Below are 19,450 nucleotides of genomic sequence, written 5' to 3'. Positions count from 1 at the left end.
ATTTTATAATTAAACAAAAACATTTTCCTTTATACTTTAAATAACTAAAACATAAAATGGATAAAAAAACTACCATTTATGACATTGCAAAAAAATTAAAAATTACAGCTGCAACTGTTTCTAGAGCCTTAAACAACAACCCTAAAATAAGTAAGGCAACAAAACAATTGGTGTTAAAAACAGCAAATGAAATGAACTACGAGCAAAACAAACTTGCTCAAGCACTTAAAAATGGTAAGAGTTTTAATGTTGGAGTAATTGTTTCTAGAATTGATTCTAATTTTTTTGCATCTATTATTAGAGGAATTGAAGAAGAACTTTTTCAACACGGCTATCATGTTATTATTTGTCAAACAAACAATAATGAAAACATGGAAGTAGAAAACATTACAACCCTATTAAACGCACAAGTTGATGGAATTTTAATGTCAATATCTAATATTGATATTGATAAAAATGAGGTATTTAAAAAACTTCTTTCAAAAAAAATACCGCTATTATTTTTTGATAGAAAAAAAACAATTCCAGGTATTAGCTCAGTAACAGTTAATGACTTTTCTGCTGGTTATAAAGCCACTCAACACTTAATAGAACAAGGCTGTAAAAGAATAGCACACTTATCAGGTGATAGAAATTTTGAAATTTTTAAAGATCGATTCACAGGATACCAGCAAGCCCTTGTAGACAACAGTATTCCGTTTGACGAGAGTTTGGTTATTGAAGCCAAAAGTAATATTGATGCAGGAAAAGAAGCAACAAAAAAACTATTAAAACTAAAAAATCCACCCGATGCTATTTTTTCTTCAAGTGATTTTAGTGCCTTAGGTGCCATCAAAGAATTAAAATCCCAAAACATAAAAATACCTCAAGACTTTTGTGTTGTAGGCTTTAGTAACGAGCCATTTACCAAATTCATGGAACTTTCTATCAGCTCTATAGACCAATCTCCTATAGAAATGGGAAAAACAACTGCTCGTGTTTTTATTGAAGAAGTTAAAAACAAAAAAACAACTGTAACTAAAAAAAATGTAGTTCTAGAACCAGAACTCATTGTTAGAAAATCCTCTTCTAGAACCAAAATATTATAAATTTATTCCTGTGGATTTTCAGCTTTTTTTCCATTAATATAACTATCTATAATAGTAAGATTTGTAACATAATCTAAAGAAAAGTCTTTTTCAACCTTTTCTATAGTAACATTTTTAAAAGTAATATTATCAATTGGAGACTTCTCATATCCTTTAGCTAAAATTCCGTAACGACCTCCGTTCTTTACCACTACATCCTCCAATAGCACATTTTTTATAGAAGGCATAAAGTTTCCTTTTTGATCTCCATGAATTGCATAATGCATATTCAATTTTAACACAGCTTCTTTTACTTGTCCTACTTTTAAGTTCCTAACATAAACCCCATCTACAGTTCCACCTCTACGTGTGTTTGTTTTAATTCTTATAGCCCTATCTAAATTAGCACTGTTCATTTCACAATTCTCAACAAAAACATTATTCACCCCAGCAGACATTTCACTCCCAATAACAACTCCTCCATGACCATCTAACATTTTACAGTTTTGAATTAAAATATTTTCACTTTTAATTCCCACCCTTCTACCATCAGCATCTCTTCCTGCTTTTATAGCAATACAATCATCACCTGTATTAAAAACACAATTTTTAATAATGATGTTTTTTGAATATTCAGGATCACAACCATCGTTATTAGGACCGTGACTATCAACAGTCACTTCATCAACAATAATATTTTCAGATCTAAAAGGATGGATCACCCAAAACGGAGCATTGATGATTTTTACTCCTTGAATTAAAATATTTTTACTCTCAAAAGGCTCTATAAAATTAGGTCTTAAATAATGCCCTTCACCAAATACTCTATCTTTCACTGGAATATTATCCTCTGCCATTTTCATTAACAAATCAATACCAATCCCCTCTTTTTGTCTTGGCAATCCTTCTTTCCAACCATATCTTTTACTACCACACCATGGCCACCAATTTTCACGATCTCCTTGACCATTTAAAATTCCTTTTCCTGTAATGGCAATATTTTCTTTTTGATAAGCATATATTAAAGGTGAATAATTAATCATTTCAGTCCCCTCATAAGAAGTATTCACCATAGCAAAATCCTTAGTATCATTACTAAACAGAACCTCAGCTCCCTCTTTTATATGTAAATTCACATTACTTTCTAAATGGATAGGACCCGTAAAATATTTTCCTGCTGGTACCACTACTTTTCCGCCTCCACTAGCAGAACATTCAGCTATTGCTTTTTTAAACACTTCAGTATTGTTAAAAACCCCGTTATTTACAGCACCAAAATCTAGTATATTGAATTCATTATCTGGAAATTTCGGGACTTTTACCTGTTTTTTTATTTCTGCTACTTTTTCCCAAGGGCTGGTACTTTGTTCCTTTTGTTTACAAGAAATGGCTACTAAAAAACCTACAAACAAAAATGCTGCTTTTGCAACATCTTTTATAAATCCCTTTTTATTTTTCATGCTAGACTACGAATTACAAATGTTTAATCCACAATTATAATCAATATAATTGAAGAGAATGCATAAAATTGATTGTTTTACAATTCTATAAATTGAAAAAAACATAAATAATTAAGTACAAAAAAAGCTTCACATTTCTGTGATGCTTTTTGTTTTCTTGTAGCGGGAACTGGACTCACTTCGACTACACTGCGTTACGCTCTGTACAGGCTTCTCATCCAGTATCTCTAAAAAACTTATGAAACTAAAAAAGGCTTCCGATTTCTCAGAAGCCTTTTGTTTTCTGATAGCGGGAACTGGACTCACTTCGACTACACTGCGTTACGCTCTGTACAGGCTTCTCGCCCAGTATCTCTAAAAAACTTATGAAACTAAAAAAGGCTTCCGATTTCTCCGAAGCCTTTTGTTTTCTTGTAGCGGGAACTGGACTCGAACCAGTGACCTTCGGGTTATGAGCCCGACGAGCTACCTACTGCTCTATCCCGCGATTTGGATGGCAAATATACAAGATATCAACGTTTCTCACAACCAAAATGGTATTTTTTTTATATGATTTCTTTTTTAATATTTTTTTTACCTATACTAAAACACAATTCGTCTATAGATAAACACACTCTATCGAACTTAAAACAAAGCAACTGCCGTTAACCATATATTTGATTTAACTTTTAAACACATAAAAAATGAGTTGGTTAAAAACAATTACATGGCTTTCTATTACAGCAACGTCTGTATCTATTTGGTACACTATTCTTTTATAATATTACAAGAATAAATCTCCCAGTTACAAAGGGCATATACATCAAAAAACACAACAAGAATTTTTCCTGTTGTGTTTTTTGATTTTACTATTATTTATCCAACTCTAAACATCCCATAATAAAAGGACCTGTTGCTTTGGCATCATTCTCTCGAATGCGTTCATTAATATAATATTCATAACTCCCATCTCTGTACGGATGTCCTCCCAAACCTGCAACAGCACAGCATTTAGTTAAAGTTAAATATCCTTTGTCATCTTTCGTCATTAAATCCTTCATCAATCCATCGTATGCTTTTTCGGCTACTTTTTTATACTTTTTAGCTACATAACCTTTATTTACAGCTTTTGCTATCGCATACATAAACATTGATGAAACGGATGCTTCATGATAATTCCCAGCTTTATCCCCTTGATCTAAAACCTGATACCACAAACCATTATCATCTTGGTATTTTGGCAATACTGTTACTAATCCTTTAACCATGTTTATTAACTGTGGTCTTTTAGGATGATCTTCAGGCACAAAATCTAACACATCTACCAAAGCCATAAACCACCATCCCATGCTACGTCCCCAAAAATTAGGAGATTGCCCAGTTATTTTATTTGCCCATTGTTGATTTTTACTTTCATCCCAAGCATGATAATACAATCCTGTTTTTTCATCAAAGGTGTGTTTTGCACAAACTATAAATTGTGTTATTGCATCGTTCATTAATTCTGGTTGATGAAATATTGCAGCATATTGAGCTATAAAAGGTGCCCCCATATACAAACCATCCAACCAAACCTGATGTTGATATCTTAACTTATGCCAAAAAGCTCCTTCAAATGTTCTGGGATGATGTTTTAATTGATCGATCAAACGATCCATAGCGAGTTTGTATTTTTCATTGCCTGTTTGCTCATACACATCAAACAATACTTTTCCCGGATTGATATAATCAATATTATACGTTTCCACCTTGTATTTATGGATTTCTCCCTGATTATTTATAATAGTATCTGCCCATTTTACAACATAGTCTAGATATTTTTTATTTCCTGTTTCTTTCCAAACTTTTAGCATTGCCAAACACCCAAGTCCTTGAGAATACCCAAAATAAAGTCTTTTCCCATGATCTAATTGCCAAGCTTCTGGAAACCTATTTAGTTCGGATTCAGCAAACAAAACTCCTGTTTTTTGACCAAACCCACTGGTAAAACTGCAAATGATGATACATAAACCTACGACTGTTTTTTTCATACTTTGTTGATTTTATTTAAATTTTAAATTTAACATACTTTGGTTTTAGCTTTGTTACAAAAAAACGTTAAGGTTAAAACATTAAATGTTTTAACCTTAACTAAAATTACTAGCAACTATAAACTAAACAACTAAAACTATTTTTTATTGATACCCTGGATGTTGTGTTAAACGAGGGTTGTCTATCATAGGATGTCCTGCTGCTCCCGCAGCAAAAGGAAGCAATTCGGTTCTGTTTTCTTCAAAACCATAATACAATCCATCGGTACCATCAGAAGCCTCAATCCAATTAGGATAAGCCCCTCCATTTTCTGCAGATCCTGTAGGTTTTGTATAAATAATAGCACCTATTTGTAACCTGTTAAATCCTCTTTCAAATCCAACTGTTTTACGAGCATTTCCATTATAGCTACTGGTATAAGCTTCAAACATATTTACAGGATACCATTGATCTCCTTGTTCTACTGTTTCTCCATGAGCAGTTACAATTCCTGCCAATGTAGTTTGAAAAGCATCATACGCTGCCTCATCTGTTGGAACATTTTGGATCAATGCTACTTCTGCAGGATCTGTTATTTCAATGTATGGCAAGGCTAAAAACTCATCACCATATTGTTGTGCATCTTCTTTAAACTTATACAATCGGTACACAGCAATATTTGCATATGCATTGGTTCTATCAGACAAATCTTTCATTTCTTGTCTAGTAGCCATCAACTCGCTAGACAACTTGTTCATTCTAATCAAATCTGTTCTTAAATTAAACTCTCCTGAAAATTCCCATTTACGTTCTTGCACCAAAGCATCTAAAAAGTCATCTTCTCCTGAAGGAATAGTCATATTTCCAATTCCTGCACGTTCTCTCACCTCTCTTAAGGCATCAATTGCAGCTTGTGTTGGGCCTGCATTTAAATAATTCTGAGCTTCGGCATAAGACAACAATACATCTGAATAACGAATTAATGGAACATTTAAATTACGAGCACTAGCTCCTTGAGGTTCTACACACCATGATATTCTAAATTTCCCTGGCATGATGCATGAATACGTAGTTCCCACATCAACCCAAGTATCTGTAGACCCTGATCCGTTGTCTAAAAAGTAGATACTGTAAGCCGTACAAGCAACATCTCTACGAGTATCATTTTCATCAAAAGACAAGTAATAAGTAGGCAACATAAACTGCATGGCTTTTCTAGACCCAAAAGTTCCTCCTCTTGATCCTGGATGTGCATAAACTCCAAATCGGGTATTGGTATTTTGTCCGTATTGTGCTATTTCCCATAAAATTTCTGGATTTGTTGCAGAAAAATTACGTTGACAGAAGTTGTACCACAAATATTCAAATCCGCTTTTACCTCCTTGTGCTTGCACCAAAGCATTGCTACTTCTTGAAATAATAGCTTCACAAGCATCACTTGCTATTTGATACAATTCACGAACTCTTGCTACATCAGCACGTCTTTCCATTTGTAAACTACCAGGATCATTACTCTCTAAATTCCAACGCAAAGAATATCCTCCTGCATATAAAGAGATTCTTGCCAACAATGCATAAGCTCCTTGTTTAGTAATACGCTCATAAGTAGGAAAACCTGAATCTGCATGCCATGGAATATCATTTACAGCTTCTTGTAAATCAGCAATAATACGATCGTAAATTTCATCACGAGATGCACGAGTTGGATACAAGGTATTTTCATCACTAGCATCTAACTCCTCTAAAGGTTTCCAAACTGCAGGTACATCACCATACACGCGAATTAAATTGTAATAACAAAATGCTCTAATCGCTTTGGCCTCACCTATTAGCTGACTTTTCTTTTCGCTATCTTCCATTTTTTCCAACTTGCTAATAGCAATATTGGTAGATTCAATTGCAGAATACATTTCACCGTAAATTCCTGTTAAGGTATATGGAGAAGTAGCATCGTAAAAATAATTACAGATGTTGTATTTTGAATTGTTGGTAGAACCATCTTCACAAGAATGGGTAACCGTTTCTCCTGCTCCTAACTGATAAAACATTTCGGTTGGCACCAAACTACGATAGCATCCTTGCACAAACATATCGGCCGTTACAATGTCAGAAAACACGGTTTCGGTATCTGAAGAATTGTAAGAAGGCATATCTAAATAATCATCACAAGACCACATTCCCAAAGAAAGAACCGCTAATGAAGAAACTGTGACCAGCTTTTTTATTTTTATTATTCTTGATGTTTTTTTCATAATCTAATTTTTTACGTTAAAATGTTAAGTTTAACCCAACAACATAGCTTCTAGAACGTGGGTAGGTAGAGCTATCATATCCTGGAGTTACTGCTACATAATCATTATTTCCTGCAGACACCTCTGGATCATAACCTGAATAACCAGTAATAGTTCCAAGATTGTTTGCTGTAAAATACACACGAGCATTGGACAATTTTAATTTGTTAAGTACCTCTTTAGGCAAAGTATATCCTAAGGTTACTTGGGCAATACGTAAATAAGATCCATCTTCTACATAATAAGATGAAGGGTAGGTAATATAACTTGAATTGGTGTTGTTTAAACTCCAAGTACGAGCATTTTCATCAGGATTTAATTCTTTTATTCTTGCTAAAGAAGCTGCTCTTTGTCCCGTAGCAGGATCTATTAATCGATAGTAATTTTCTCCAAACTCTTTTGGTACATTTTGATACAATGCATACGGGCTCATACTATGGCTAGTGGCATTGTAAATATCATTTCCAATGCTAAAGTTTAAAAAGGTATTGATATCAAACCCTTTGTAACTAAATGCATTTCTTATTCCTCCTACACAATCTGGAGTTCCATTTCCTATTTTCACCAATTGTCTTGTAAACTGATCTCCAGTTTCATTGTCGGCAGCAAACTTTATATCTCCTGGATTAGGATTTCCTGTATGCGGTTTTACAACCCCTTCTTTTAAAGTTAAACTTCCATCTTGATTTTCGATAAAATCATCGGTTGTATACAATCCATCATACACATATCCATACATATCTCCTAAAGATTCTCCAACCACCGCATAATAAGATACTGATCCAGAACGGTTACCCCCTACGCTAAATGTTTTTTGTTCTTGATCTCTTTCAAGAGTCATTACTTTAGATTTGTTGAACGTTAAATTTAAATCTGTTGTCCATTTAAAATCACTAGTTCTTACATTTACAGAACTCAAAGTAAATTCCCATCCTCTGTTACGCATGGTTCCTACATTTTGATATTGAGAACCATATCCTGTTGAAACAGGGATGATACTTTTCATGAGCATATCGCTAATTTCATTATTATACCATTCTGTAGTAAGGTCAATACGTCCTCCAAAAAAGGAGATATCTAACCCAATATTGGTTGCTTCTAAACCTTCCCATTGTAAACTTCTATTACCTAAGTTTCCACTAGTTACATAAGCAGGATTTCCTTCGGTATTGTTGATAGGATAATCGGTTTGGGCCAACGTAGTTTGATACAAGTTATTTCCTATTCCGTTGTTTCCTACAATACCATATCCTACACGTAATTTTAAGTTGTTGATGGTATTTTTAATCCCGCTATTTTCCCAAAAGCTTTCTTCAGAAACTCTCCATGCTCCAGAAACAGAGGGAAAAACGCCCCATTTATATCCTTCTGCAAATTTTGAAGATCCGTCTTTACGTACGGTTGCTGTTAATAAATAACGATTGTCGAATGTATAGTTTAAACGAGTAAAAAAAGAAGACAATCCTGTACGAGAATGCCCCGTACTTTTTCCTGAAACAGTAGCATTAGAAATATTATCTAATCCAAAGTTAGGATATGGAAACTGTCTAAGACTAATACTGTTACTTTCTGACTCACTATAATTTAATTCCTGACCAATTAAAACATTTACTTTATGAACCTCATTAAAAGTATTGTTATAGTTTAAAGTATGAGTAAGTTGATATCTATACGATTCTGAGTTTCCTATTCCCCCATTAATTCCTGTATTTACAGGATCTGTTAAATAAGCTCTTGAATTTTCATCAGAAAAAGAAACAGATTTACTGTTAGACCACATGTACTGTCCTGAACTTCTCCAAGTAAAATTGTTTAAAAAATCAAACTCTACTCCTGCATTTACAACAAATACACGAGAGCGTTTGTTTGAAGTAGATGCCATATTTTCTACCAAAGGATTTTCGGTATCGTAACTAGAATCTAATCCTGAATAATCACCATAAGTTTGAGTGTTTAATATTTCATCTTGTGTAAAAATAGTACCTCCGTTAATTGGTTGTAACAAAACATCTTTCATTGAAGAATAAGACCCACCTCCATCAACAGATTTATTAGAAAACATGGTATTTAAATCTAAACGAATTCCCTTGTACAATTCTGAATTAATTTTAGTTCTAAATACATTTCTATCTTCGTTATGATTGGCCAACAAACCATCTTGTCCGTTGTAGTTATAACTTAAAAACATTTGTGTTTTTTCGTTCCCCGTAGACACTGTTAAATTGTGGTTTTGCGTTAATGCTGTTCCTCCAAACACTTTATTTTGCCAATCTAAACCATATCCGTTACGGTAACGATTTTCAATACGATCAAAAGCATTGGTATAAAAATCAGGAGTATCGGTTCCTAAACTATTATCGTACACATTACTCCATTGTGTTGTTTTTCCTTGCAACTCTGCCATTTCGTACTGATATTTCACATAATCTTCGGCATTAGACATCATGTTTAATTTTTTAGACAATTGGTCTACCGAAATGAAAGAATTGTATGATACTCTTGTTTTTCCTTTTTTACCCGATTTGGTAGTTATTACGATAATACCATTAGATCCTCTTGCTCCGTAAATGGCTGTAGACGATGCATCTTTTAGTACTTCAATACTAGCAATATCATTAGGATTGATAATATTTAAAGCATCATCCATTTGAAAACCATCAACAATATATAAAGGTTTGGTACTTTGTGTGATAGAAGTTCCTCCACGAATGGTAATATTTACTCCCGCTCCTGGTGCTCCACTGGTAGTAACAATATTTAATCCTGCTGCTCTTCCCTGCAATGCTTGGGCGGCATTCATCGCAGGAACAGTTGCTAATTCTTCACCCGATACTGAAGATACAGCCCCTGTTAAATCTGATTTTTTTACAGATCCATATCCAATGACTACAACTTCATCTAGTTGAGCAGTATCTTCTTCTAAAGTAATATTAAGGGTAGATTGATTTTTTACTGATTTTTCTAAAGTTTTGTATCCCATATAAGAAAAAACCAACAAAGCATCTTTAGAACTTACGGTTAATGTAAACTCACCATCAAAATTGGTTAAGGTACCATTTGATGTTCCTTTTTCGAACACATTTACTCCTGGCAACACCAATTGATTGTTATCGGCTACTTTTCCTTTTACAAGTATTTTTTGCTGCTGCACATTTGCAGGTACCGATGTACTTTGTTGCGTTGCTGATTCTTTTAAAATTACCTGTCTATCGTTTGTTTTATACACTACAGGTTCTCCTGTAAAAAGCAAAGCCAACACATGGTTGATGTCCTTCTTTTCTACAGCTATAGATACTTTTCTATCTACATCAATTTTGTTGCTTTCATATAAAAATCTAAACTCAGATATAGCCTCTATCTTCTGGAACACCTCTTCTACTTTAGCATCTTTTAAAGCAAAAGTTAATTTGGTATTTTGAGAATAAGTACTAGCATTAATATTTAAAAAAGTAGCTATTAATAAAATAGTAGTTAGTTTCATTTTTAAGCTCATTCTAGGAAAAAATGAACGCAAGCATCTTTCCTTAATTAGTTTTTTCATAATTTTGTTTTGGTTTTAAATGATTGACTTTTTGCGATTTCGTTTAAATCACCTTTTTAAATCGGGAAATACTGGTCCTATTTTCCGATTTTCTTTTTTGAGGTAACAAACAATAATTTATTTCATTAGCAATACATGTTTTAAGGGTTAATAATTATTTTATTCTCTTCCTTTTCATAAGTAAGTGGATATAATTCTCCTATACTTGACAATACATCCTCTATACTTTCTATCTTTATACTGAACCTAGCGTTAAACATTTTACTTTCTAACAAACCATGATTGTTTACAATGTTTATATTGTAGGTTCTTTCTAACTTTTTAATCATTTGCTTAAACGTTACATCATTAAAAACAAGTTCTCCATTCATCCAACTTGTATACAATTGAGGATTTACTTTAGCGATATTTATGTTTTGAGTTTCGGTATTCCAAGTAGCTTTGTAACCTGGTTTAAGCAATGTGTTTTTTTGAGGTTCTTTATGGTTTGATAGACTTACTGATCCTTCTACCAATACTGTGTGCACTTCGTTAGGATGATGATAGGTTGAAACATTAAATTTTGTTCCCAAAACTGTTACATCCATATTATTTGCGTTTACAATAAATGGGTGCAAAGAATCTTTAGCCACTTCAAAATAAGCTTCACCCTCTAAGAAAACCGTTCTTTTTTGACCTGCTATAAATTGTTGTGGAAACTTTAAAACAGTCCCCGAATTTAAATGCACTTTGGTTCCATCGGAAAGCACAATATTAAATGTTTTTCCATAAGGCACACACAACTTATGATATACCGATGTTTTTTGTGCCAATGTCACGTTCTTGTAACTTATTTGATTTCCTGTTTGGTTTACAATAGCTCTTCCTTTGTTTTTAATTACAGTAAAATTGACATATTCATTCAAGGCTTTGGTTTCTCCATTTTCTAATATTAAGGCAATATCACTTGATGTCATATCAAACGGAGCTTCTTTTGTAGATGTGTATTGGTATAAAAAATAAGAACTACCAAGTAAAAACACCAAAGCAGCTGCATATTTATAAAAATGACGATAGCTAAAACGATTAGTCTTAGGCTTTACCCTTTTATAAAAACCTTGCCAAGAAACATCAACATCTACAGAAGTTAAAAACTGCAACGCTTCTTTTACTTGTCCACTTTGGTAAATATCTCTTATTAATTCCTGTTCTTCTTTTTCTAATTTTTGAAGCTTACTAATATCTAACACTCCAGTATTTAGAATTTCTTCTAGGATTGATCTTAATTTGTCATCTGTATTTTTCATAAAAAATAGGTGCTGTTATTATTATGTTATGAAAACATAAACAAAGGGTGACAATATTTTTTATTTTTTTATCAAAACTTTCATTTTTTTATATATTTACCATAAAAAACAAGCAATAAACATCATTTCATCAATGACAACTTTAAAGAATGATCTTAAAAAATGATTTAATAGCGTTTGAAAAACTTTACAAAGAACATTTTAAATTTTTATGCTTAGTTTCCTTTCAGATAACCAAAGATGAAGCTATCGCTAAAGATATTGTTCAGGATTTTTTTGTGCATTTATGGAGCAAAGAAAAAAGTACAGATATTACCACTTCATTTAAATCATATGCTTCAAAAGCCATAAAAAACTTAAGTCTCCAACAAATAGAAAAAAGTCAAAAAGCAAAATTAAAACAAGAAGAACTCATAACTAAAAAATTTGAAGAGCCTACTTTTTTTGAACATGTAAAAAATAAAAAAGCTGCCAAAGTAAGAGAATTAATGAATAAAATTCCAGAAGCTAGAAGAAACATTTTTATTTCTCATGTAATAGATGGACTTAGTTATGTGCAAATTGCAGAAATGTATAACATTTCTGTAAACACCGTAAAAACTCAAATGAAACGTTCTTATGCTTTTTTAAGAACTTTGGAAAACGAAGATGTTACTGCCGTGGTTTTACTTTTTATATTGATATCGAATTCATAAAAACCATATAAACAAAAAAGCTTCACATTTCTGTGAAGCTTTTCTAGTAGCGGGAACTGGACTCGAACCAGTGACCTTCGGGTTATGAGCCCGACGAGCTACCTACTGCTCTATCCCGCGATTTGGACTGCAAAGATACGTGATGTTAGCGATTCTCACAACCAAAAATTAACTTAATTTTAACAAAAAAAACAACTCTCTACATTTCAACCACTTACCTAATAAAAAATTTTCCCTTTTAACTTAAATACAACTTTTAGAATACACTATTCATCTACAAAAAAAACCTACTCATCGATAATTATAATTTATCATACATGTTAATTATAAATTTGATATAAATCTAAAAAACAAAAGACATGAGCTGGTTAAGAACAATAACATGGATATCTATTGCTAGTGCTTCTGCATTTATTTGGTATACAATACTTTTTTAAAGCAAAAACACTACAAGCCTATATGAAGACACTGAACATATTATGTCTATAATATGTTAATGCACAAAACTTTTAGTTTTTCTCTTCATAATATCTCTGTCTTTAATCAAAAAAAAATTACGCTACTTGTAAAAATTTTTAATTACAGCTGTAACACAAAAAGAACACTCATTTTATTATTTACAATATTTTTGATTTAAAAAAGTTAACTTACCTATAGACAACATCTTAAAACCAATTAAAATTAGATTAAACTAATTATTAAACACATAGTCTAACGGTAAACAACTCTTTTTTATGAAAAAAAATCAGCTTATACATCTTTATAATAGAGTCGGTTTTGGAATATTACCTAAAGACCTAAATGAGTTTAGTCAATTTTCTATAAAAGAAAATGTAAATCATCTTTTTAAAAAATCTAAAACCATTACACCTATTATTGTTGATACCTCTAAAACAGAAAACATCAAATCTCTTGATAAAAACGAAGAAAATAAACGCCTACTACAAAAAGAAAACAGACGTTTATTAGCTGATTTAAATTCAGAATGGTATTATCAACTAAATCATTCAACCAAATTACTAAGAGATAAAATGACATTATTTTGGGCAAATCATTTTGTATGTGCTGAGAATGATGTTTTACAAACACAACAATATCTTTTGGTTTTAAAGAAAAACGCCTTGGGAAACTTTAGAGATTTTGTATTAGAAATCTCTAAAACCCCTATGATGATTAAATACCTTAACAATCAGCAAAACCGAAAAGAACACCCTAATGAAAACTATGCTCGAGAATTAATGGAGCTATTCACCTTAGGAAATGGACATTATACAGAAACAGATATTAAAGAATCTGCAAGGGCTTTTACTGGTTGGTCATCAAATAAAACTACATTTATTTTTAGAGCAAAACATCATGATTTTGGTAGCAAAACATTTTTAGGTAAAACGGGTAAATTTGATGGAACAGATATTATTGATATCATTTTAGAACAGCCACAATGTGCTTTGTTTATCTCTGAAAAAATATACAAAGAGTTTGTTAACCCTACACCAAATCAGGAACACATTACACAAATGGCTAACGTGTTTAGAAAAAATTATGATATTTCTAATTTGATGGAATTTGTACTTACTTCTGATTGGTTTTATGAAAATAAAAATATAGGTGTTAAAATAAAATCTCCAGTAGAATTATTGGTTGGAATACAAAAAGTAATTCCTTATACTTTTAATAAAACCAAATATTTCCAATACCTACAATTTAATTTAGGTCAAAAATTATTATACCCACCAAACGTTGCTGGTTGGCCTGGAAACAAGCAATGGATTGATGCCAACACCATTATGTTAAGACTAAAACTAACCTCTACCATTGCCCAACAAAAAGAAATAGAACTTGAACCTGAAATTGCTTTTGAAGATAATTTTGAAACCTTTAACAAACGAAAAAACAACAAAAACAAATTATTATTTACCACTATTGATTGGAAAAAATTTAACAAACAAATAGAAAACACCAATGTTAATGATTGGGAACAAATACTAATTGGATCTAAACTAAGTCAAGAAACTAAAGACTTTATAACAACAATAAACACAAACAACAGGAAAGAATTCTGTATTGCCTTGATGTCTTTACCAGAATACCAAATGTGCTAAATTCTATTTAACATGAAAAGAAGAGATTTTTTAATTAACAGTTCTTTGGCTAGTGGAATGTTTTTTGTTCCTAGTTTTGTTTCCGCTTTCGAAAAAATTCCAACAAATCTTATTGGTCATAAAAAACTAATAGTCATTCAACTTTCTGGAGGAAATGATGGTTTAAACACTGTAGTACCTTATAGAAATGATTTGTACTATAAAAACAGACCTAATATTTCTATTCCAAAATCAGAGATTTTAAATTTGAATGGAGAACTTGGTTTACCTCCTTCTATGTCATCTCTCAAAAATTTATATGATCAAGGATATGTAAGTATTATTAACAATGTTGGGTATCCCAACCCTATAAGATCACATTTTAGATCAGCAGACATTTGGCAAACAGCGAGTGATGCTAATGAATATAAATCTTCTGGATGGTTAGGAAGTTATTTAGATACTTACAACCAAAAATCTCACATGGCTATTGATGTAGATAATAAACTTTCTTTGGCTTTAAAAGGAAAAAACACAAGTGGAATTGCTGCTTTTGATCCTAAATTATTATACAAAAATGCTCGTGATCCTTTTTTTAATAAAGTGATCAAAAAACATCATATAGATGAACATTTAAGCGAAGAAAACTTAGGCTATTTATATAAACAAATGATTCAAGCAGAGTCATCCGCTTCCTATATTTTTAACAAATCAAAAACATATACATCTAAAGCCAATTACCCTAAAAATGCATTTGGCAAACAACTAAATACAACTGCAAGTTTTATCAATTCACATTTAGAAACCAAAGTTTATTATGTTTCTATGGGTGGTTTTGACACGCATTATGCCGAAACCAACAGACACAAGAGATTGACGACCATTTTATCTGAAGGATTAGAAGTTTTTGTGAATGATTTAAAACAAAATAACACTTTTAAGGACACTTTAATCATGATTTTTTCAGAGTTTGGAAGACGTGTAGAAGAAAATGGAAGTAAAGGAACAGACCATGGAGCTGCTAACAATTTATTTTTAATTACAGAAAATCTAAAAAAACCTGGAATATATAACAACCATCCTAACTTAGCAGATTTAGACAGTAATGGAGATCTTAAATATGAAATAGATTTTAGACAAGTGTATTCCACGGTGTTAGAAAAATGGTTAGAAGCAGACCCTAAAAAAGTACTGGGACAATCTTTTAATAATTTAAATTTTATCTAATTAATAAACCTTAGAACTTGTAAAGTTTAACTTCATTAAACGACTTAAAAAACCATCAAGAATACTCTGGATATATTCCAATCTACACTTGTTAATTGATTTTAAATAATTTTACATGAATAAAAAACCTATCCACTACTCCATTTTAGACTTAGCTATTGTAGCTCAAGGAAATACCATACAACAAACCTATAACAACACATTAAAACTAGCTCAAAAAGCAGAAACTTTTGGATATCATCGTTTTTGGCTTGCTGAACATCATAACATGCCTACCATTGCTAGTAATGCCCCTAGTATTTTAATTGGTTATGTAGCCCAAGGAACCAACACTATAAAAGTAGGATCTGGAGGTATAATGCTGCCTAACCATGCTCCCATAATAGTAGTTGAACAATTTAGTACTTTAGCCAACTTATATCCTAACCGAATTGATTTAGGCCTTGGAAGGGCTCCAGGAACAGATCAAGAAACAGCTCATACCATTAGAGCTGATTTTAGAGAAGCCTCTCAGCATTTCCCTAAGCATGTACAAGAAATACAAAATTTCTTTTCTGAAGAAAATGTAAGTGAAAGTGTAAGAGTCCCTATTGCCGAAGGCTTAAATGTTCCTATTTACATTTTAGGATCTAGTACAGATAGTGCTCATTTGGCAGCCAAAAAAGGATTGCCTTATGCTTTTGCCAGTCATTTTGCTACTTCACAATTGTTAAACGCTCTTACAATTTATCGAAATGAATTTAAACCCTCTGAAACTTTAACAAAGCCTTACGTTATTACTGGAATTAATGTAGTAGTAGCCGATACTGATGAAGAAGCCGAAAGACTATCTACCTCTTTCATTAAAATGATTATTGGAATATTAACAGGAAAAAGACAACCTTTAAGCGAACCTAGTCCCATGACAGATGAATTGAGAGGAATTATGGAGCACCCATCTGTACAACAAATGATAAAATATTCTTTTATAGGAAGTAAAGCCACTGTTAAAAAACAACTTCATGAGTTTATAAACCAAACTCAAACTGACGAAATTATTGTAGCCACCCATATTTATAACACAGAAGCTAAAATTTATTCATATCAACTATTGTCTGAAATTATAAAGGAGCTTTAAATCAAAAAAAAAGTGCCTTCGAAATATTCACGAAGGCACTTTAAACAAACTATAAAAAATTAAACTACTAAAACTCTTTTTTTAATTTGATTGGATTTATTTCCACTCAAAATCTCCTTGTTCTACAGACCAATCGTTTCCAAAAAAACCTGAAGCTTTTACAGCAGACATTCCGTTTTCTAACACTTCATCATCAAACAACAAAACATCCGGAAAAGTGGTTCCATTTACCAAATAATGATTCATATATGCAGCTTTCATTCCTTTGGTTCCTGTAGCAGTTACAACTCCAACACTAGCAATATCACTATCTGTTCTTGGCACAACAAAATACATCCCCCATTGGTTTCCTGTAATTGATTTCCCATTAAATTCTACCTTGTTATTTTCTACCTGAATAGGCGATTTCTTTAACAACGTTTTCCACGCAGCATTATTATTTTTATTTCCATAAATCACCACATTTCTGTCGGCATATTTCTTAGGCGAAAAATCTACATCTTTTACCAATTCTATTTTCCCATTGGCACGGTACCAAAACGTTTCTGCATCAAACCTAGCTCGGTTTAAATACCATTCATTTTCTACTGCTGTTCCTTGGGTTGCATATACAAAAACTACGTTATGTCTAAAAGCATCTTTAAACCCACCATTTCTATGTGGCCCTTTTTGAGCTAAACTAGGAGCTGATGTGTTTTTCCACACTCCATCAACTTTTTGAAAGTACATTTTTACTCCTTTATTAATTGTGATGATATTATCATCAATTTTAATTTCATTTTTATCAGTAACCAGTTTTGAAAAATCAACCACTAACAAAGCCACGTTATTTGTTTTGATAAACAAATCTCCCTCTTTTTTAGAAAAATTGAATGAACTTGTTTTAAAAGGAATTTCTTGCTGATAAATAGTTACAAAATGTGAACTTGCTGATACTCCTGGTGAACCTGTATAAAACTCCAAGTTTTTAATTTCATCATCGGTCTTAATAGTATGTCTCTTAAAGAAATTAAAAAGTGGATCCCAATCTATACTATGATCTCCATACCAATGCGTTCCATCAGGGTATTCATAATACACAAAATCATTATGAAAAGTTCCTAATCTTTCTCTCATGCCTCTGGCAATAGAAGTTGGAACCACATTGTCTTTTTCTCCATGTAACAAGTACACTCCTACTTGTAAATAATTACGAATCAGCTCTAAGGTTCTACTAGGCGTTCCTGCTCTTTCAATCATTTTTTCAACAGGAGTCAATTCTTGAGATTGATTAAACTTTAAACGACTTACCATGTCTGGACTCATGCCCATTTTTGATAATTCTGTTTGAGGTAATTCTAAAGTACTTTTTAAAAATCCATCTCTGTACAATAATAAATCTGGGTAACCAGCACAAGGAGCAATGGCTGCAAATTTATCAGGATAAGTAGCTCCTAAATACCAAGTTCCATGTCCGCCCATAGAATGACCTGTTAAATATATTTTTTGAGGATCTGGTTGATAAATATTTTTAGCATCGGCCATTACTTCAAGAGCATCTAACCTGCCCCAATCTTCCCAAGCAAATCCAAAAGGACGTCTGTTTGTTGGTGCAACCAAATTTCCCCAATCTTTTTGCTTATAAGCATTGGCTTGATTTACGGCCTCTACCGAAGCTCCGTGAACGGATAAAAAGAAAGCTCCGTTTTTTAAATTTTTATTGCTTGATGGAGCAACACTATAATATTGTACACTTCCATCAATATCACTAATAAAAGTTCGTTTGATTTTTTGATGTTTAGACTTTACTTGAACATCAACATCTTTGGTGTCTAAAACACTATTCTTATTTTTTAAAATGATGTTTAACTTTTCTGCTCCAACTTTGCTACTGCTTGATACTGTAGGAATGGAAAAAGGCATTTTTAACACACTCATAGGAGCTATATTAGGAACCATAGTTTCTAATGTTTTACCTTTTAATTCCGATTGTAAAGTATATCCTTTTATCCAAGTATTGGTGCTGTTCACCACTCTAATTCCACCAATATAGTTTTTATGCTCATCAAACAAAATGTCTGGAACTAAAACATCTCTTGTAGTTAGTTGTACTTCCATTTTTGGCTCAATTAACCTTGCTCTAATTCTAGGAAAACGTCCTACTTTTAGCACAAAAACATTCATTCCTTTTTTTAACTCTAAAGGAATTAAATTCCATCCAAAATCATAATGGTCTCCTTCGTGTGGCAATCCATTAATTAAAACAAGTGAATGACCTGATGCTTCAAATAAAACCGTTTTTACTTTGTTAGACTTGTATTTTAACAACACATAACTACTCTTTAAACTTTCGTTATTAAAACTATTGGTTTCATCAACTTTTATGGTTTTCCAAACCATTGGATTTCCAACAAAATCAATATCAAAAGTTTCTTTGTTATTAGGCAAGTAATTTTCCTCTTCTAAAAATCTAGCATAAACAGGATCTTTAGGGAAAGAAGAGGAATTAAAATGATAGGTAGGTACTTTTAACGTTAAAGCTTCTTTAAAAACATGAATCAATTTTCCTTCTTGAATCGTTTCTATTTTTTCTTTTCCAAAATACTCAACAATATTCCCTGTTTTTTGTTGTGCAAAAAGAAAACTTTGCACAAAAACCAACAATAAAATAAGGGGTTTTGTTTTTCTCATGATGATTTTTTTTAGTTTAAATATTA

The 19,450-nt window shown here is 32.1% G+C and carries 11 protein-coding genes and 2 tRNA genes; 5 read left to right on the top strand and 8 right to left on the bottom strand.

Going from position 1 to position 19,450, the window contains the following annotated elements; all coding sequences use genetic code 11:
- Positions 1-56 precede the first annotated feature (56 nt).
- Positions 57-1,088 carry a LacI family DNA-binding transcriptional regulator gene (locus tag ACXGQT_RS13370; RefSeq protein WP_457829081.1) on the top strand — a complete coding sequence of 344 codons (1,032 nt, stop codon included), beginning with the start codon at positions 57-59 and terminating at the stop codon, positions 1,086-1,088.
- Positions 1,089-1,090: 2 nt separating this feature from the next.
- Here the strand turns inward: ACXGQT_RS13370 and ACXGQT_RS13365 are convergent, their stop codons facing one another.
- The 6 genes from ACXGQT_RS13365 to ACXGQT_RS13340 all read right to left on the bottom strand — a co-directional run bounded on the left by ACXGQT_RS13365 (position 1,091) and on the right by ACXGQT_RS13340 (position 11,634).
- Positions 1,091-2,527 (bottom strand): glycoside hydrolase family 28 protein, encoded by a 1,437-nt coding sequence (locus tag ACXGQT_RS13365; RefSeq protein ID WP_457829080.1) that lies wholly within the window; start codon positions 2,525-2,527, stop codon positions 1,091-1,093.
- Between the two features lie 414 nt (positions 2,528-2,941).
- Positions 2,942-3,014 (bottom strand) — tRNA-Met (locus tag ACXGQT_RS13360).
- A gap of 364 nt (positions 3,015-3,378) precedes the next feature.
- Positions 3,379-4,536 (bottom strand): glycoside hydrolase family 88/105 protein, encoded by a 1,158-nt coding sequence (locus ACXGQT_RS13355; RefSeq protein WP_457829079.1) that lies wholly within the window; start codon positions 4,534-4,536, stop codon positions 3,379-3,381.
- A gap of 144 nt (positions 4,537-4,680) precedes the next feature.
- Positions 4,681-6,768, bottom strand: coding sequence for a RagB/SusD family nutrient uptake outer membrane protein (locus tag ACXGQT_RS13350; protein ID WP_457829078.1), 2,088 nt, complete (start codon positions 6,766-6,768; stop codon positions 4,681-4,683).
- A 16-nt stretch (positions 6,769-6,784) separates the two neighbouring features.
- A complete protein-coding gene (locus ACXGQT_RS13345) occupies positions 6,785-10,348 on the bottom strand; it encodes a TonB-dependent receptor (protein WP_457829077.1) in 3,564 nt (1,187 codons plus the stop codon).
- A gap of 140 nt (positions 10,349-10,488) precedes the next feature.
- Positions 10,489-11,634, bottom strand: a complete 1,146-nt coding sequence (locus ACXGQT_RS13340; RefSeq protein WP_457829076.1) for a FecR family protein — start codon at positions 11,632-11,634, stop codon at positions 10,489-10,491.
- 149 nt (positions 11,635-11,783) lie between these two features.
- Here ACXGQT_RS13340 and ACXGQT_RS13335 point away from each other — a divergent pair, with 149 nt between their 5' ends.
- Positions 11,784-12,329 carry an RNA polymerase sigma factor gene (locus ACXGQT_RS13335; RefSeq protein ID WP_457829075.1) on the top strand — a complete coding sequence of 182 codons (546 nt, stop codon included), beginning with the start codon at positions 11,784-11,786 and terminating at the stop codon, positions 12,327-12,329.
- Between the two features lie 47 nt (positions 12,330-12,376).
- Here ACXGQT_RS13335 and ACXGQT_RS13330 read toward each other — a convergent pair.
- Positions 12,377-12,449 (bottom strand) — tRNA-Met (locus ACXGQT_RS13330).
- 614 nt (positions 12,450-13,063) lie between these two features.
- On the opposite strand from ACXGQT_RS13330, the gene ACXGQT_RS13325 reads away from it, so the two are divergent.
- The 3 genes from ACXGQT_RS13325 (at position 13,064) to ACXGQT_RS13315 (ending at position 16,754) form a co-directional block, all read left to right on the top strand.
- A complete protein-coding gene (locus ACXGQT_RS13325; protein WP_457829074.1) occupies positions 13,064-14,431 on the top strand; it encodes a DUF1800 domain-containing protein in 1,368 nt (455 codons plus the stop codon).
- A gap of 12 nt (positions 14,432-14,443) precedes the next feature.
- Positions 14,444-15,637, top strand: a complete 1,194-nt coding sequence (locus tag ACXGQT_RS13320; RefSeq protein ID WP_457829073.1) for a DUF1501 domain-containing protein — start codon at positions 14,444-14,446, stop codon at positions 15,635-15,637.
- Positions 15,638-15,752: 115 nt separating this feature from the next.
- Positions 15,753-16,754, top strand: coding sequence for an LLM class flavin-dependent oxidoreductase (locus ACXGQT_RS13315; protein ID WP_457829072.1), 1,002 nt, complete (start codon positions 15,753-15,755; stop codon positions 16,752-16,754).
- A 96-nt stretch (positions 16,755-16,850) separates the two neighbouring features.
- Here ACXGQT_RS13315 and ACXGQT_RS13310 read toward each other — a convergent pair whose 3' ends face one another.
- On the bottom strand, positions 16,851-19,424 hold the full coding sequence (locus ACXGQT_RS13310) for a carboxylesterase family protein (protein WP_457829071.1): 2,574 nt from the start codon (positions 19,422-19,424) through the stop codon (positions 16,851-16,853).
- Positions 19,425-19,450 lie beyond the last annotated feature (26 nt).

The sequence above is a fragment of the Wenyingzhuangia sp. IMCC45467 genome (assembly GCF_054111205.1).
Note: the sequence above shows the minus strand (reverse complement) of the source record. Positions and strands in the feature narration are given on the sequence as shown.

Bases quoted from the DNA above. Each gene is read 5' to 3' on its own strand.
- ACXGQT_RS13370 (WP_457829081.1), top strand. From the start codon at position 57: ATGGATAAAAAAACTACCATTTATGACATTGCAAAAAAATTAAAAATT.
- ACXGQT_RS13365 (WP_457829080.1), bottom strand. From the start codon at position 2,527: ATGAAAAATAAAAAGGGATTTATAAAAGATGTTGCAAAAGCAGCATTT.
- ACXGQT_RS13355 (WP_457829079.1), bottom strand. From the start codon at position 4,536: ATGAAAAAAACAGTCGTAGGTTTATGTATCATCATTTGCAGTTTTACC.
- ACXGQT_RS13350 (WP_457829078.1), bottom strand. From the start codon at position 6,768: ATGAAAAAAACATCAAGAATAATAAAAATAAAAAAGCTGGTCACAGTT.
- ACXGQT_RS13345 (WP_457829077.1), bottom strand. From the start codon at position 10,348: ATGAAAAAACTAATTAAGGAAAGATGCTTGCGTTCATTTTTTCCTAGA.
- ACXGQT_RS13340 (WP_457829076.1), bottom strand. From the start codon at position 11,634: ATGAAAAATACAGATGACAAATTAAGATCAATCCTAGAAGAAATTCTA.
- ACXGQT_RS13335 (WP_457829075.1), top strand. From the start codon at position 11,784: ATGATCTTAAAAAATGATTTAATAGCGTTTGAAAAACTTTACAAAGAA.
- ACXGQT_RS13325 (WP_457829074.1), top strand. From the start codon at position 13,064: ATGAAAAAAAATCAGCTTATACATCTTTATAATAGAGTCGGTTTTGGA.
- ACXGQT_RS13320 (WP_457829073.1), top strand. From the start codon at position 14,444: ATGAAAAGAAGAGATTTTTTAATTAACAGTTCTTTGGCTAGTGGAATG.
- ACXGQT_RS13315 (WP_457829072.1), top strand. From the start codon at position 15,753: ATGAATAAAAAACCTATCCACTACTCCATTTTAGACTTAGCTATTGTA.
- ACXGQT_RS13310 (WP_457829071.1), bottom strand. From the start codon at position 19,424: ATGAGAAAAACAAAACCCCTTATTTTATTGTTGGTTTTTGTGCAAAGT.